This is a genomic window from Streptomyces sp. TSRI0107, from assembly GCF_001905845.1.
Lineage (GTDB): Bacteria > Actinomycetota > Actinomycetes > Streptomycetales > Streptomycetaceae > Streptomyces.
In genome coordinates this window covers 325,919-339,459 of record NZ_LIVZ01000003.1, presented here as the reverse complement: position 1 = coordinate 339,459, position 13,541 = coordinate 325,919, and the positions used below count along the sequence as shown (strand labels likewise).

The 13,541-nt window shown below is 74.5% G+C and carries 14 protein-coding genes; 6 read left to right on the top strand and 8 right to left on the bottom strand.

Annotated elements, in window-relative coordinates:
* Positions 1–30: 30 nt before the first annotated feature.
* Positions 31–492: a MarR family winged helix-turn-helix transcriptional regulator gene (locus tag AMK31_RS08470; RefSeq protein ID WP_073939757.1), complete on the bottom strand. Its 462-nt coding sequence runs from the start codon at positions 490–492 to the stop codon at positions 31–33.
* A 259-nt stretch (positions 493–751) separates the two neighbouring features.
* Here AMK31_RS08470 and AMK31_RS08465 point away from each other — a divergent pair, with 259 nt between their 5' ends.
* The 4 genes from AMK31_RS08465 (at position 752) to AMK31_RS08450 (ending at position 5,138) form a co-directional block, all read left to right on the top strand.
* Positions 752–2,176 carry a phytoene desaturase family protein gene (locus AMK31_RS08465; RefSeq protein WP_073939756.1) on the top strand — a complete coding sequence of 475 codons (1,425 nt, stop codon included), beginning with the start codon at positions 752–754 and terminating at the stop codon, positions 2,174–2,176.
* Positions 2,177–2,440: 264 nt separating this feature from the next.
* Entirely contained in the window at positions 2,441–2,716 is a 276-nt protein-coding gene (locus AMK31_RS39120) for an acyl carrier protein (RefSeq protein ID WP_241842584.1), read from the top strand.
* A 2-nt stretch (positions 2,717–2,718) separates the two neighbouring features.
* Positions 2,719–3,999 (top strand): beta-ketoacyl-[acyl-carrier-protein] synthase family protein, encoded by a 1,281-nt coding sequence (locus AMK31_RS08455; protein ID WP_073939755.1) that lies wholly within the window; start codon positions 2,719–2,721, stop codon positions 3,997–3,999.
* A complete protein-coding gene (locus tag AMK31_RS08450; RefSeq protein WP_073939754.1) occupies positions 3,996–5,138 on the top strand; it encodes an ACP S-malonyltransferase in 1,143 nt (380 codons plus the stop codon). The genes AMK31_RS08455 and AMK31_RS08450 overlap by 4 nt, the downstream gene beginning before the upstream one ends.
* On the opposite strand, the gene AMK31_RS08445 is transcribed toward AMK31_RS08450, so the two are convergent.
* The 6 genes from AMK31_RS08445 to AMK31_RS08420 all read right to left on the bottom strand — a co-directional run bounded on the left by AMK31_RS08445 (position 5,074) and on the right by AMK31_RS08420 (position 10,854).
* On the bottom strand, positions 5,074–5,667 hold the full coding sequence (locus AMK31_RS08445) for a TetR/AcrR family transcriptional regulator (RefSeq protein ID WP_073939753.1): 594 nt from the start codon (positions 5,665–5,667) through the stop codon (positions 5,074–5,076). The two genes, AMK31_RS08450 and AMK31_RS08445, sit on opposite strands and share 65 nt — an antisense overlap.
* A gap of 10 nt (positions 5,668–5,677) precedes the next feature.
* Positions 5,678–6,259, bottom strand: a complete 582-nt coding sequence (locus AMK31_RS08440) for a sugar O-acetyltransferase (protein ID WP_073939752.1) — start codon at positions 6,257–6,259, stop codon at positions 5,678–5,680.
* 86 nt (positions 6,260–6,345) lie between these two features.
* Positions 6,346–6,909 (bottom strand): PadR family transcriptional regulator, encoded by a 564-nt coding sequence (locus tag AMK31_RS08435; RefSeq protein WP_073939751.1) that lies wholly within the window; start codon positions 6,907–6,909, stop codon positions 6,346–6,348.
* Positions 6,910–6,951: 42 nt separating this feature from the next.
* Complete coding sequence (locus tag AMK31_RS08430; protein WP_079186769.1) at positions 6,952–8,754, bottom strand: VanW family protein; 1,803 nt, start codon at positions 8,752–8,754, stop codon at positions 6,952–6,954.
* Positions 8,755–8,934: 180 nt separating this feature from the next.
* Positions 8,935–10,476, bottom strand: a complete 1,542-nt coding sequence (locus AMK31_RS08425; RefSeq protein ID WP_073939750.1) for a hypothetical protein — start codon at positions 10,474–10,476, stop codon at positions 8,935–8,937.
* A gap of 105 nt (positions 10,477–10,581) precedes the next feature.
* The gene (locus tag AMK31_RS08420) at positions 10,582–10,854 is read right to left on the bottom strand and encodes a hypothetical protein (protein ID WP_073939749.1); all 273 of its coding nucleotides are present in this window, start codon (positions 10,852–10,854) and stop codon (positions 10,582–10,584) included.
* A 312-nt stretch (positions 10,855–11,166) separates the two neighbouring features.
* Here AMK31_RS08420 and AMK31_RS08415 point away from each other — a divergent pair, with 312 nt between their 5' ends.
* Entirely contained in the window at positions 11,167–11,625 is a 459-nt protein-coding gene (locus tag AMK31_RS08415) for an SRPBCC family protein (protein ID WP_107468566.1), read from the top strand.
* Here AMK31_RS08415 and AMK31_RS08410 read toward each other — a convergent pair.
* Positions 11,622–12,188, bottom strand: coding sequence for a TetR/AcrR family transcriptional regulator (locus AMK31_RS08410; RefSeq protein WP_073939748.1), 567 nt, complete (start codon positions 12,186–12,188; stop codon positions 11,622–11,624). The two genes, AMK31_RS08415 and AMK31_RS08410, sit on opposite strands and share 4 nt — an antisense overlap.
* A gap of 111 nt (positions 12,189–12,299) precedes the next feature.
* On the opposite strand from AMK31_RS08410, the gene AMK31_RS08405 reads away from it, so the two are divergent.
* Positions 12,300–13,466 (top strand): FAD-dependent monooxygenase, encoded by a 1,167-nt coding sequence (locus tag AMK31_RS08405; protein ID WP_073940122.1) that lies wholly within the window; start codon positions 12,300–12,302, stop codon positions 13,464–13,466.
* Positions 13,467–13,541 lie beyond the last annotated feature (75 nt).

The following is a 13,541-nucleotide window of genomic DNA, read 5'->3' as shown; positions in this document are numbered from 1 at the left end:
AGGCGGGTCCGAGTGCGGGCGGTCGGGGCGTCAGGCCTGGCTCGTGTTGTGGATCATCCGCTGGAGGACCTTCAGCGCGGTGACGTAGTCGGCGTCGTCGACGCCCTCGTGGATGCGCGCCCGGATGGCCGGGGCGTGCTGCTTCAGATCGACCCGGGCCGCTTCCCCCGCCTTGGTCAGCCACCACCGCCCGTCCGCGTCACGGGACAGCCAGCCCCGTTCCAGCAGCACCTCCGCCTCGGCCGCGAGATCGTCCTCCGGCCTCAGATAGGACGCCATGGCCTGCCGAAGCTCCGGCACGGTCATGCCCCGGCCGTCGGGGGACAGGTCCTCGCGTGACAGGTTCCGCAGCAGCCAGAACTGCGGCTGCGTGTAGCCGAGCTCCGCCTGCCGCGCCCGGGTGAACGCGATGAGCGATTCGTAGGCGAGCCCGGTCCAGTACGCGGCGGGCTGCGCGGCGAGTTCGGCGTCGGAGAGCTGTGTGGCCGACATGGCGGGGCCTTTCGTTCCGGGTGGCGACTGCCCCGTCACCGTAGAAACTCAAGTCCACTTGAGGTCAAACGTCAGGACACCCCGGCCGGGCCGGCGTCCGGCGGATCGAGCGAGCCCGGGATGCTCGGCGAGACACCCCCTGGGTGCAAGCCTGCTTGGCCGGGTGCGGTCGACGGTCCTAGCCTGAGGGAAACGTTGCTCACAGGCCTGTGCCGTGCGGCGGAAGGGTGATTCCACTGAGCGAGCCGGACCCGGCGTCATGACGTCCGCGGTCGTCGTGGGCGGCGGCCCGAACGGTCTCACCGCAGCCGCCCTTCTGGCGAAGGCGGGCCTGGAGGTCACCGTCCTGGAGGCGGCCGACGAGGTCGGCGGCGGCACCCGCGGCCACGAGGCGATCCTGCCCGGACTGCTGCACGACCACTGCTCGGCCATCCACCCCATGGGGGTCACCTCCCCGGCGTTCCGCTCCCTCGGCCTGGAACACCACGGCCTGCGCTGGCGGTGGCCCGACGTCGACTGCGTCCACCCGCTGGACGACGGCACGGCCGGGGTGCTGCTGCGCTCCGTCGAGGACACCGCCCGCGGCCTCGGCGCCGACGGCGACCGCTACCGGGCCCTCGTCGGACCGTCGGCCCGCCGGTGGGACGCCCTCGCCGAGGACGTGATGGGACCGCTGCTGCGCGTCCCGGACCACCCGCTGCTGCTGGCCCGCTTCGGCCTGCCCACCGCCCTGCCCGCCACCGCCCTGGCCCGCCTGTTCCGCACCCCTCGCGCCCGGGCCCTGTGGGCGGGCGTCGCGGCGCACGCGTTCCGGCCGCTCTCCCACCCGTTCACCTCGGCCGTGGGCCTCGGCCTCCTCGCCTCCGGCCACGCGGCAGGCTGGGCGGTCGCGGAGGGCGGCTCCCGCTCCATCGCCCACGCCCTGACGGCCGTGCTCCGCCGGTACGGCGGGACGATCCACACCGGCGTACACGTCACCGACCACACCCGGCTCCCGCCCGCCGACGTGACCCTCCTCGACCTCGACCCCGGCCAGGTCGCCCGCGTCTACGGCGACCGGCTCCCGCCCCGCGTGCGCGCCGCCTACCGGCGCTTCCGTCGCGGCCCCGGCGCGTTCAAGCTGGACCTCGCGGTGGAGGGCGGCGTGCCCTGGACGAACGAGCACGCCCGACGGGCCGGCACCGTGCATCTGGGCGGCCCGCTCGCCGAGGTGGCACGGGCGGAGCGGGACGTGACGGCCGGCCGGATGCCCGAACGGCCCTTCGTCCTCGTCGGCCAGCAGTACCTCGCCGACCCGTCCCGCTCGGTCGGCGACGTGCACCCCGTGTGGGCGTACGCCCACGTCCCGAACGGCTACGACGGCGACGCCACCGAGGCGATCCTGCGGCAGATCGAGCGGTTCGCCCCCGGCGTCCGCGAACGCGTCGTCGGGCAGCACGTCACCCGCCCCGCCGACCTCGCCGCCGCGAACCCGAACTTCGCCGGCGGCGACATCCTCACCGGCGCCCAGACCGTCCGCCGGCTCGTCCTCGGCGCCTGCCTGTCACTCGACCCCTATACCACCGGCGTCCCCGGCGTCTTCCTCTGCTCGGCCGCCGCCCCGCCCGGCGCCGGAGCCCACGGGATGTGCGGCGCCGGCGCGGCGGCATCGGCCCTGCGCCACCTCGGCGTCCCGCCCGCCTGACACGGCCGCACGACCGCCGGCGTCCTTTACGCGCGAACCGCACACCACCCTGACCGGCAGGCGGGGCGCCCGAACGCGTGCTGAGGCCGACGCCGCCGGTGAGGCGCCCCTTCGCTGCACCGGATGCTCCCTCGTCCCTCCTCAAGTGCGGCTTGCCGTTCCGGATGCTCGGAAAAGCTGTCGGCATGCGACCGGCAGAGCGCCGGAGCGGGCGACGCCCACTGCCCCGGCCCCGCCCGCCGACCCACACGAGGAGGAACCCCCGTGACGACCACCGAGGAACGCGAGCTGTTCGACGTAGTGCGGGAGCTGCTGGCGGCGACGGTCGAGGACCTGTCCGTCGAGGACGTCGAGCTCGACAGCTCGCTGCGGGACGACCTGGGCGTCGACTCCCTGGCCCGGCTGGAACTGGTCGCCGCCATCGAGGACCACTGGCAGATCGAGGTCCCCGTGGAGGACGCCGAACGGCTCACGACGGTGCGTCAGATCGTCGACCATCTCGCCACCGTCGTACCCGCGCCCGCCGGGGAGCCCTCGTGAGCATGCGCCACCCGCACGATCCGGCCCCCGGGAACGCGGTCGCCGCCATCACGGGCCTGGGCGCGACCACCGCCCTCGGCGGTGACGTGCCGTCGACCTGGACGGCCCTGCTCGCCGGGAAGTGCGGCATCGACCGTATCGAGATCGGCCCGCCGAACGGGCCCGCGCGGGTCCACCTCGCCGCGACCGCGGCGGTCGACCCCCGGTCGGTGCTGTCACCCGCGAAAGCCGCGCACTGCGACCGCTCGGCCCAGCTCGCCCTGGTGGCCGCCCAGGAGGCGCTGCGGGACGCGGGACTCCCCAAGCGGCCCGAACTCGCCGCGGCCGGCACCCGCGTCGCCGCGACCGTGGGCGTGGGACTCGGCGGCCTCGGCACCATCGTGGAACAGAACCGGCGCCTGGAGGAAGGCGGGCCCGACCGGGTCGCTCCGCGCACGATCCCGATGATGCTGCCCAACCACCCGGCCGCCGAGGTGGGCCTGATGGTCGGTGCCAAGGCCGGGGTGCACGCTCCGGTCAGCGCCTGCGCCGCGGGCGCCGAAGCCCTCGCCCAGGCCCTCGCCATGATCCGGGCCGGCCACGCCGACCTGGTGGTCGCCGGCGGCACCGAGTCCGCTCTGGTGCCGGTCGCCTTCGCCGGGTTCGCCCGCCTGCAGGCGCTCTCCCGGCGGCACGACGAACCCAAAAGGGCCTCCCGCCCCTTCGACGCAGACCGCGACGGCTTCGTCATGGGGGAGGGCGCCGGCATCCTCGTCCTGGAGAGCGTCGCCCACGCGGCGGCCCGCGGGGCCCGCGTGTACGGCTACCTGACCGGCGCCGGCATCACCAACGACAGCCATCACGTCGCCCAGCCCGCCCCCGGCGGAACCGGCTGCGCCGCGGCGATCACCGCGGCCCTCGAGGACGCGGCGCTCCCCCCGGACGAGGTCCGGCACATCAACGCCCACGCCACCTCCACGCCGCTCGGCGACCTCGGCGAGGCGCAGGCGCTGCGCGGCGTGTTCGGGGCGGCGCTGGACGACGTACCGGTCAGCGCGATCAAGGCCGCTCTCGGGCACACGCTGGGAGCCGCGGGAGCGATCGAGGCCGTCATGACGGTGCTCGCCCTGCGCGAGCGGACCGCGCCGCCCGACTGCACCCTGGAACGCCTGGACCCGGCGATCGAACTGAACGTCGTCGGCCCGGAGCCCGTCCCGCTGCCCTCCGGGCCGCTGGCCGCCGTCAGCACCAGCATGGGGTTCGGCGGCCACAACGTGGCGCTGGCCTTCCGCACCGCCTCATGACCCGTCAGGATCCCGCCCCCGCCGGCGGATCACCCGGCACCGTGCTCATGTGCCCGGGACAGGGCGCCTACCTCCCGGGCGCCCTCCGCCACCTCCACCACCTGCCCGCGGTACGGGACGTCCTGCGCACCGTCGACACCCTGACCAGCGCCCTGGGACGCCCCGGACCGCCGGTGGGCCACCTTCTCACCGACCCCGCCGCACCCGGCCCCGACGAACTCCTGGCCCGGCACCCGCTGGCCTTCGACCTCGCCACCTACGCGGCGGTCGTCGCCTCGGCCGGCGCGCTGCTCAAGTCACTGCGCACACCTGTCGACGCCGTGCTCGGCCACAGCATGGGCGACCTCGCCGCCCTCACCGTGGCCGGGGCGATCAGCGTGCACCAGGGCGCGTGGCTGCTGTGCGTCCGCGACCGGATGCTGCGCGACGCGGCGCTGCCCGCGGCCGGCCTGCTCGCCACCGACATGACCACCGACCAGACCGCCCGCCTGCTCGCCGGCGGCGGCCTGCGCCAGGTGCGGGTCGCCGCCCGCAACGCCCCCGCCCAGACGGTCCTCGCCGGTCCCGCCGGCGAACTCGCCGCCGCCCGGCGGGCAGCCCAGGACAACGGCCACCGCGCCACCCTCCTCACCAGCCGCACCGCCTTCCACCACCCCCTCCTCACCGACGTCCACCGCGTCTACCGCCGCCTCCTGCGCGGGCGGCCGGTCGACCCGCCCACCCTCACCGTGTACACGGCCACGTCCGGCCGCCCCGCACGGACCCCCGCCCAGCTCCGCAGCGCCGCGGCGGCCCACCTGACCACACCCATGACGCTGGACCACACCCTGCGCGCCCTGCACCGGGCGGGCTACACCACCTTCATCGACAGCGGGCCGCGCGCCCTCCTGAGCAGCCTCGCCAAGGCCAACCTGCCCGGCTGCCGCACCGCCGCACCCCTGCGCACACCCGCCGACGCGGCCCGCGTCCGCGCCCGCCTCGCCACCGCGCTGGGCACGGAAACGGGCGCGGAAACGGTCGCGGACCCGGGCACGGTAGGCCGGACCGCCTCCCGAGACCCGTGCGGCACAGGGGTCAGGCCTGTGCCGCACGGGGGCTGTGGGTTGTCTCCCGACGAGGATCCGGGCCGGGCGTGGTGATCCTGGTGACGGCCTCCAGGGTCAGTGCCCGGTCGTGCGGTTCGCGGGCCAGCGCGCGATGCAGGGTCAGACCCTCGATGAGAGCGTCGAGTTGACGTGCCGTGTCCGGGGGGAAGTGCTTCTCCAGATGCGTGCGGCTGCGGCGCATCCACTCATGGGTGAGTTCCCGGTACGCGGGCCGGCGCGCCGCGAGCGTGTACAGCTCCTGGGTGATCACGAGGTCGCGCCGGCTCCCCTCGGAGAGCGCGTGCACGAGATCGGCCACCGCCTCCCGGGCCTCGTCCTGGTCGGCCGGGGCGGCGAGGTAGGCGTCGAACACGCCGACGATGTGGTCCGTGAAGCGGCCGAAGGCGTCCCGGAGCAGTTCGTCCATGCCGCCGAAGTGGTACGTCATCGACCCCAGCGGCACCCCGGCGCGCGCGGCGATCTTCCGGTGGGAGACGCCGGCCAGGCCTTCCTCGGCGATCAGGTCGAGCGTGGCCTCGACGATGCGCTCGCGGCGCCGGGGATCCGCGTGTCCCGTGGCCATCGGGGGAACCTCAGAGCTCCCGGACCGGGCGGGCGGGGTTGCCGACGACCACGACGTTCGCGGGGACGTCCTTGGTGACGACCGCGCCGGCTCCGACGACGGAGTTGTCGCCGATGGTCACGCCGGGCAGGACGATGGCGCCGCCCCCGAGCCAGACGTTGTCGCCGATGGTGATCGGACGGGCCGCCTCCAGCTTGTCGCGGCGCGGCCGCGGCTCCAGGGGGTGGGTCGGGGTGAGCAGCTGGACGTTGGGGCCGATCTGGCAGTCCTCGCCGATGGTGATCGCCGCGACGTCCAGCGCGGTCAGGTTGTAGTTGACGAAGGTGCGAGCGCCGATGGTGATGTTGCTGCCGTAGTCGACGTACAGCGGCGGGCGCACCTCGACGTCGGCGCCGACCGCGCCGAGCAGTTCGGCGAGCAGCGGCCGGGCCGCGACGGCGTCCTCGGCGTAGGCGGCCTGGTAGCGGGCGGCGAGCCGCACGGCGTGCTGCTGACGCCGGGCGATCTCGGGGTCGTCGGCGATGTAGAGGTCGCCGGCCAGCATGCGTTCGAGGTTGCTGCGGGGGTCGTCCGCGAAGTGGTCCTGGGCCATGCGTACGATCGTACACTTGGAAGCGTACGTTCGTACGCTCTCGGGCGTACGATCGTACGCTCACTTCCGGTGTCGGAACTCCCGCGTCAGCGTGCCGCCGCGCGCTGCCGGAGCCGGCGCAGGGCCATCTCGCCCCACTGGAGGTTCTCCCGCTCGAAGGACATGCCCCGCAGCAGGGTGAGGTAGGGGCCGATCCGCTCGGCCTCGGCGAAGAACTCGTCCTCGGTGCGCCCGTCCAGCAGGCGGGCCCGCAGCCGCTCGTAGTGGGCGAGCTTGGCGGCGGCCCACTCCATCCGCTCGGTGACCGCCGCTCGTACGGCCTCCAGGTCGCCCACGTCGGCGCACTGGACCTTCACCATCAGCTCGTCCCTGATCGCCGTCGGCTTCCCGGGGAGCTCGGCGACATAGGCGCGCACAGCCTCGAGACCGGCCTCGGTGAGCCGGAAGACGCGCTTGTTGGGCCGCCGCTCCTGTTCGACGACCCGCGCCGCGATGAGACCGTCGGCCTCCATGCGCTCCAGCTCGCGGTAGAGCTGCTGGGGGGTGGCCATCCAGAAGTTGGCGACGGCGGCGTCAAATTCCTTGGCGAGGTCGTAGCCGGACGCCTCGCCCCTGAGGAGGGCGGCCATCAGTGCGTTGCGCAGTGCCATCGGGCCACGCTATAGCACCGCGTTGACTATTCAGATCGTGGACTACTGGATCAGGTCCATGAACGTGGAGGACGGCTCCAGGACGCTGGACCGGGTGCCGCCGGTCTCCGCAGGGAGCCCGTCGGCCGTGCCGCAGACGATCTCGTTGCGCGGCGTGTAGTGCGTGCGGAACGGCTCCCGCCGCACCTCGCGGCCGTCGTTGTAGAACACCCGCTCCACGGTCACGTCGAAGCCCTCGAGCGGCGTCTGCGGCACGCACTCCTCGTCGGTGCTCACCTTCCGCGTCGGCTCCTGCACATTGGTGCGCGGCCCCTTGACCGACTTGATCTCGTCGTACTTCCTGGTGCCGAGGAAGGTGACGGTCACGGAGGTCTCGGTGGACTCGGCCTTGATGTAGATGGCGTTGCCGGTGTCGTTGGTGAACCTCAGGTCGAGGCTGCCCCAGGCGACCGTGGCCTCCCGGCCCTCCGGGTAGCGCTCGATGTAGAACGAGTGGGCGCCGTGCTCCACGGGCTTGACCCCGGCGAAGAACATCGCGTTGTAGACGGTCGTGGCCACGGCCGAGACACCGCCGCCGGGAGCCTTCTTGTACTGGTCGTCGAGGATCATGATGCCGTCGACGAAACCGTTGGCCGCGGTGCGCTCCCCGACGGTCCGGTTGAAGCTCCAGGTCTCGTTCGGCTTGACGAGGGAGCCGTTGATCAGCTCCACGGCCCGGCCCACGTTCTTCGTGCGGTAGTCGGCCTGCTCGAAGTTGACGGTGAACGAGGACAGCTTCTCCGTCAGCCCCAGCCGGGAGGCGTTCTCGCGGGTCAGCTCGGGCTGGACCGTACGCGCGGAGACATCGCCGGTGCGGGCGGCGCCGGACTTGGTGAGCAGCGGCATGACGGCCTTGCCCAGCGACTTGTCGGTGACCTCCACGGCGGCATGGCCGTCGGCGGTCACCACGGCCTTGTCGCCGTCGAGCCCCAGCTCGGCGTTCTCGGCCGTCCTGGGAAGCTCGGCCAGCGGCTCGGCCACCGCCGGGGCGGCGAGCAGGCCCTTGCCGTCGAGCCGCGGCCGCAGCGTGCCGTGGTCGTCGGGCCGCATCGAAAGGTGCTCGCCCAGGACCGCCGGGGCGACGGAGAAACGCTGCCCGCCGGCGGTGAGGGTGACGGGAGCCGACATCGCCGGCCGCGCGAACTCGCGCACCGCCCGCCGCACCTCGTCCGCGTCGACCTCCGGCCGCGTCTCACGGGTGGGCAGGACGGTGACCGGGTCGCGCTCGGCGCGCTCGAAGGCGGAACGCAGGGTGCCGACGGCGGCGTCCACGTCCAGCGCGGACCCGGTGCGCGGGGTGACCTCCCGGACCTTGCCGCCGGCGAAGGTGACGGCGCCGTCCCGCGCCGTCCGGTCGTGCGCCTTCGCCAGCCCGCCGAGCGCGGACCGGGCCTTGTCCTCGTCCACGCTCACCACGGGGTCGACGGCGCCGCCCGAGCCGAACAGCCCGCCGATCGCGCTGAACGGGTCGCGGCCGGTGCGCGCCGCCCGGTCGACGGTCCCCTCGGCGTCGAAGGCCAGCCCGGCCTGCCGCGGATCCACCGTGTCCCGGTCGTCGCCGACCTCGACGGCGATCGGTCGCGAGCCGGCCGCGGACAGGTGCCGCTCCAGCTTCCGCACGGCCTCGTCGTGGTTCAGGCCGCCGATGTCCACACCGCGCACCGTCGTGCCCGCCTCGATCTCCCCGCCCGCGATCAGCAGCCCGGTGAGATACAGCCCGCCGACACCGACGGCCAGCGCGCCGCCCGCCAGGGCGACGGGCGGAAGAGAGGCGATGCGGGAGGCGGAGGGTATTCGGGGGCGCATGAGTCTCCTGGGCGAGGTGTGTGTGGAGGGTCACCCGACGGCGCGGCGCTGGGCGCGGGCAGTCACCCAAGGTACCCAGAGGCGGGTACAGAACGGGAGCTTCCCGTCTCGGATCGGGAATATGGGGCGGAATTCACAGTCTGGACGCTCACAGTCGGGACGCTCACCAGCCGAGCCGCGTCAGAAGGCCCCGGCCCCCGCGTCCGCCAGGGACACCAGGCGCGCCATCTCGGCCGCGGGCAGCGCGCGATTGGCGGCAGCGGCCTCGGCCACCTGCTCGTCGTCGTCCGTGAGGAGGTCCACGACGACCTGGGGCGGCAGAGCCGGGTGGGCGGCTGCGACGGGGCGTGCTCGTGGGTCGGCCAGGCAGGCGAGGAGCGCCGAGGCCGGGGCGGCGGGGTGCCGGGCGATCTCGCGGAGCGCTTTGGGGACCGGCGGCCGGTGCCGGGCCAGGTCGTGCAGGAGGGCCGGTGACGCGTCCGGGTTGGCCGCCACCCTGGCGATGACCCGGGCCCCGTGCCGGCCGGTCATGGCGCGGAGCCGGGACTCGGAGAGGCCGGGGTGCGCGGCGATGGAGGCGAGCACCTTCGCGTCGGGGTCCTCGGCGAGCGCGTCGCGGATCTCGGGCGGCAGGTCCCGTCGTGCGGCCACGAACATCCGCAGCGTCGGATTCGGGGACGCGGCCAGCTCCTCGACCTCCGAGGGCGAGGCGGCGACGACACGCGGCAGCGACGTCGGGCCGATCCTGGTCGCGTCGGCCAGCTCGGCGAGCACGTCCAGCGGCACGCGCGGGTGGTGCGCCAGCCTGCGCCGCACGTCATGACCGGGGTCCTCGGCCAGCGCGCGGATCAGGGCCTCGTCGATCGCCGGGTTCTCCGCCAGCTCGGCGCGGACGGCGGGGGAGGAGTCGTGGGCCAGGCGCCGGTACACCGGTGGCGGCAGGTCGGGCCGGGCGGCGAGCAGGGAGCGCAGTACCGGCGAGGGGTGCTCGGCGAAGCCCACGACGGCGGCGGCGGGCGTGGCCGGGTTCCGCAGCGCCCGTTCGTACATGCCGTGGACGGTGGATTCGTGCCCGCCGTCGCACGCGGCACCGGACGGCAGCTCGCAGCCGGGCCGGTCGCAGTGCGGATCGTGCGCGAACGGCGTGGCCTCCCGGTCGCAGACCAGGCACCACCGCGCGGGCGGGAGCACGTCACCGGTGACCAGCGCCCCCAGCACCGCCGACGGTGTCGCCTCGTTGGCCGCGACCGCGCTGCGCACCTCGGCGTGCGGATGCCCGGCGAGCCGGGCGGCCACGTCGGAGGACGTCGTCCACAGCGCCAGCTCCGTCACGACGCGTGTCTCCGGGTCGGCGGCGAGCGCGTCCGTCACGTCCGGCGGCAGACCGGTACACGCCGCCAGCTTCTCCCGGTGCTCGACGACCGGATCGGCGGCGAAGCGCCGTGCCCACTGCGCGCTGCCCGCCCCCTCGTCCAGGAGCGCCAGCGCGGCCCCCGGCCGGGCCACCGGATCGACGTCGGCCGCGGTCAGCCCGCCCGAGTACGCGAGCCGTACCGCGATCGCCGCGTCACGCCGGGACAGCGCGACGGCCCGCGCCCGGCCGAGGTCAGCTCGGCAGGCGAGGGCCGAGTCGACGTCGTCGTCCGCGAGGCCGATCAGCCGGTCGATCAGCGCGCCCGGCAGGGCGGGATTGGCGGCGAGCCCGCACAGCAGGTGATGCACGGGTGCATCCTGCCGTGTCGCGCGCACGGCGGCGCCCGAATTCCGGACCGGCGCCCGGTCCGCTCCCGGCGGGTGACGTCACTTCGACGTCACTTCGGCGTCGTTTCACTCCGAGGACCGGACCTGTTTCCTCAGCTCCTCCTCCACCTCGCGCCGCGGCGCCCGCGTCTCGGCCGCGTACTCGGCGACCGCGCCCTGCATGTCGCGGGCCAGATCCCGCCAGGCACGCCACGCCGTCTCGTAGGTCTCGGTCTGGCGCGCGGACCAGCCGCCCGGCTGGGTCGGCGACCCGTACTGGGCCCGCAGCTCCTCGACCCGGTTGTGGGCCTGGTCGGCCGCGCGCTGCATCTCGACCAGCTCGTCGAAGGTATGTGCCACGCCGCGATCGTAAGAAGCAACGCCCGTCGGCGCGCGCCGACAGGGCGCAGGGTCATCCTCTCGGGGCGGTCGTGAACCGGAAGTGGACGTCCCGGGAACGGGTCCCTCACCGGGGGTCACCTGGTCGGACGAGCGGCGGCCCGCGACCGGCCGGGCCCCGATCGCGCCAGGTCACCCCGGCTCGCCCCACGCCGCCAACGGCTGGGCCGGCCCGCTGGCCCCGGTGCTCGCCCCGTACCGCGCGGCTACGTTGCGAGGAGCGCGCTGAGCAGGCTCGCAGCCTCCCCGTACTCCGGAAGGAGCGTGGCCGACGTGGCCCGGAACCGCCGTCTGATCCTGAGTTCGCCGTCCGAGGTCTGGAGCCTGCTGTCCGACGGCCGTCGCTACGGGGAGTGGGTGACGGGCACCCGGCAGGTGCTCGACGCGGACCCGGACTGGCCGGACGTGGGCGCCCGGCTGCGCGTCCGCGTCGGATTCGGCGCCCTGACCCTGGACGACACCTGTGTCGTGCGGATCTGCGAGCCCGAGCGCCGCCTGGAACTGGAGGCGAAGGCGGACCCCTTCGGCGCGGCCCGCATCGCCATGCGGCTGATCCCCTGGGGCGAGCACACGCTCTTCGAACTCGACTGGCACCCTCTGCGAGGCCCCGGCACCCGGATGCACGGACTCCCCGTGGACTACGTCGTCGCGATCCGCAACGGCATGATGCTGACGAAGCTGGCCAGGATCGCGGTGCGCGAGCACGAGACCGCCGGCGCCGGCGTCGGCTAGCCGGCCCGCAGGACCCCCTCCACGAGCCTGCGGATCTCCTGCTCCGGGACGGCGTCCCCGCCGCCGACCAGGCGGTCGAACACCAGTCCGTCCACGCAGGTCAGCAGGGTGACGGTGCGTTCCGCGGGGTCGGGGACGCCCTGGGCGGCGAGGAAGTCGCGTACGAGGTTCAGCGCCGCGTTCTCGCGCGGTACGAGGATCTCGCGCAGTTCGGGGTGATGCACGCTCTCGATGGCGCACGCGTAGCGGGCGAGGGAGCGCCGCCGCCCCTCCCCGGTCAGCCGCCGCTCGCAGAACGCGGCGATGCGGGCGGCCAGTTCCGCCGCGTCCCGCGGTGCCGGTGCCGCTTCGCCGGCCTCCTGGAGTTCCGCCTGGTCCAGGTCGACCAGCCGCCTGACCAGTGCGGTGAGCAGCGCCTGACGGGTGCGGTAGTACGCGGAGGTGGTGCCGGGCGCGAGCCGCGCCGCCCGGTCCACGGCGCGGTGCGTCAGACCCCGTGTGCCGTGCTCGGCGAGCACGCTGACGGCGGCGTCGGCGAGGAGGGTGCGTCGATCGGTGGCCACCCCCCATTTCTACACCTGTAGAGGGCGGGAGTATCTTCTGCGTCCGGAGAGGCTTCTACAGATGTAGAAACCCGGCGTGTGCAGCGCGCCCGGAAGAAGGGGGACCAGGACATGCGGGACACGGGCGGCAGCGCGGTGGTGGTCGGTGGCGGCATCGGAGGGCTGGCCGCCGCCGTCGGCCTGCGGCTGATCGGCTGGCGGGTGACGGTGGTGGAACGCGCCGCCACCCTCGCCGACGTGGGAGCCGGGATCTCCCTGCACGCCAACGGACTGCGCGCCCTGGACGCCCTCGGCGTCGGCGCGGCCGTGCGTGCCGCGGCGCGCCCGCAGTACACCGGAGGCACCCGCACCCCCAAGGGCGCCCGGCTGGCCCGTATGGACGGTGCGGCCCTCGAACGCGAACTGGGCACCCCGATCGTCGGCATCCCGCGCGCCGAGCTGCACCGTCTGCTGCGCGCCGCCCTGCCCCCGGACCGGCTGCTCGTCGGCGCCGAGGTCACCTCGGTCGACCACACCACCCCCGACCGGCTCACGGTGCCCGTCCCGGACGGCGTCCTCGAAGCGGACCTGGTCGTGGCGGCCGACGGCGTCAACAGCCGGCTGCGCGCCGGCCTGTTCCCGGACCACCCCGGACCCGTCTACAGCGGGTCGACGGTCCTGCGCGCCATCACCGAGCACCCCGTCGACCTCGACAGCGACTTCGAGATCACCTGGGGCGGGGGCGCCGAGTTCGGGCACATCGCCTTCACCGACGGCCGGGCCGAGTGGCACGCCGTGCTCAACTCACCGCCCGGCGTACGGCACACCGACCCGCTGTCCGCGATGCGCCACCGGTTCGCCGACTGGCACGACCCGATCCCCGACCTGCTCGACGCGACCCGGCCCGAAGCCGTCCTCCACCACGACATCCACGAACTCGCCACCCCCTTGCCGTCGTTCACCGCCGGCCGGATCGCGCTCCTCGGCGACGCCGCCCACGCCATGACCCCCAACCTCGGCCAGGGCGCCTGCCAAGCCCTGGAGGACGCGGTCACCCTGACCGCCGCCCTGGCCACCGAACCCACCGTGGCCGCGGCTCTCGCCCGCTACGACGCCGAGCGCCGGCCCCGCAGCCAGTCCGTGGCCCGCGCCGCCCGCCGAGCCGGCCGCATGGGCCAGCAACTGCGCCACCCCCTGGCCACCGCGCTGCGCGACACCGCCATGCGGCTGGCACCGTCCGGGGCGACGCTGCGCGCCATCCTGCGGCACGCGGACTGGACTCCGCCCGCGCTCGGCTGAGGACGTCGTCTGTCGGCCGTCCGAATGAACTCGGCACCAAGTCGCACGCGCGCCGCCGGGAGGCGAGGAAAGCTC

Bases quoted from the DNA above. Each gene is read 5' to 3' on its own strand.
- AMK31_RS08470 (WP_073939757.1), bottom strand. From the start codon at position 492: ATGTCGGCCACACAGCTCTCCGACGCCGAACTCGCCGCGCAGCCCGCC.
- AMK31_RS08465 (WP_073939756.1), top strand. From the start codon at position 752: ATGACGTCCGCGGTCGTCGTGGGCGGCGGCCCGAACGGTCTCACCGCA.
- AMK31_RS08455 (WP_073939755.1), top strand. From the start codon at position 2,719: ATGCGCCACCCGCACGATCCGGCCCCCGGGAACGCGGTCGCCGCCATC.
- AMK31_RS08450 (WP_073939754.1), top strand. From the start codon at position 3,996: ATGACCCGTCAGGATCCCGCCCCCGCCGGCGGATCACCCGGCACCGTG.
- AMK31_RS08445 (WP_073939753.1), bottom strand. From the start codon at position 5,667: ATGGCCACGGGACACGCGGATCCCCGGCGCCGCGAGCGCATCGTCGAG.
- AMK31_RS08440 (WP_073939752.1), bottom strand. From the start codon at position 6,259: ATGGCCCAGGACCACTTCGCGGACGACCCCCGCAGCAACCTCGAACGC.
- AMK31_RS08435 (WP_073939751.1), bottom strand. From the start codon at position 6,909: ATGGCACTGCGCAACGCACTGATGGCCGCCCTCCTCAGGGGCGAGGCG.
- AMK31_RS08430 (WP_079186769.1), bottom strand. From the start codon at position 8,754: ATGCGCCCCCGAATACCCTCCGCCTCCCGCATCGCCTCTCTTCCGCCC.
- AMK31_RS08405 (WP_073940122.1), top strand. From the start codon at position 12,300: ATGCGGGACACGGGCGGCAGCGCGGTGGTGGTCGGTGGCGGCATCGGA.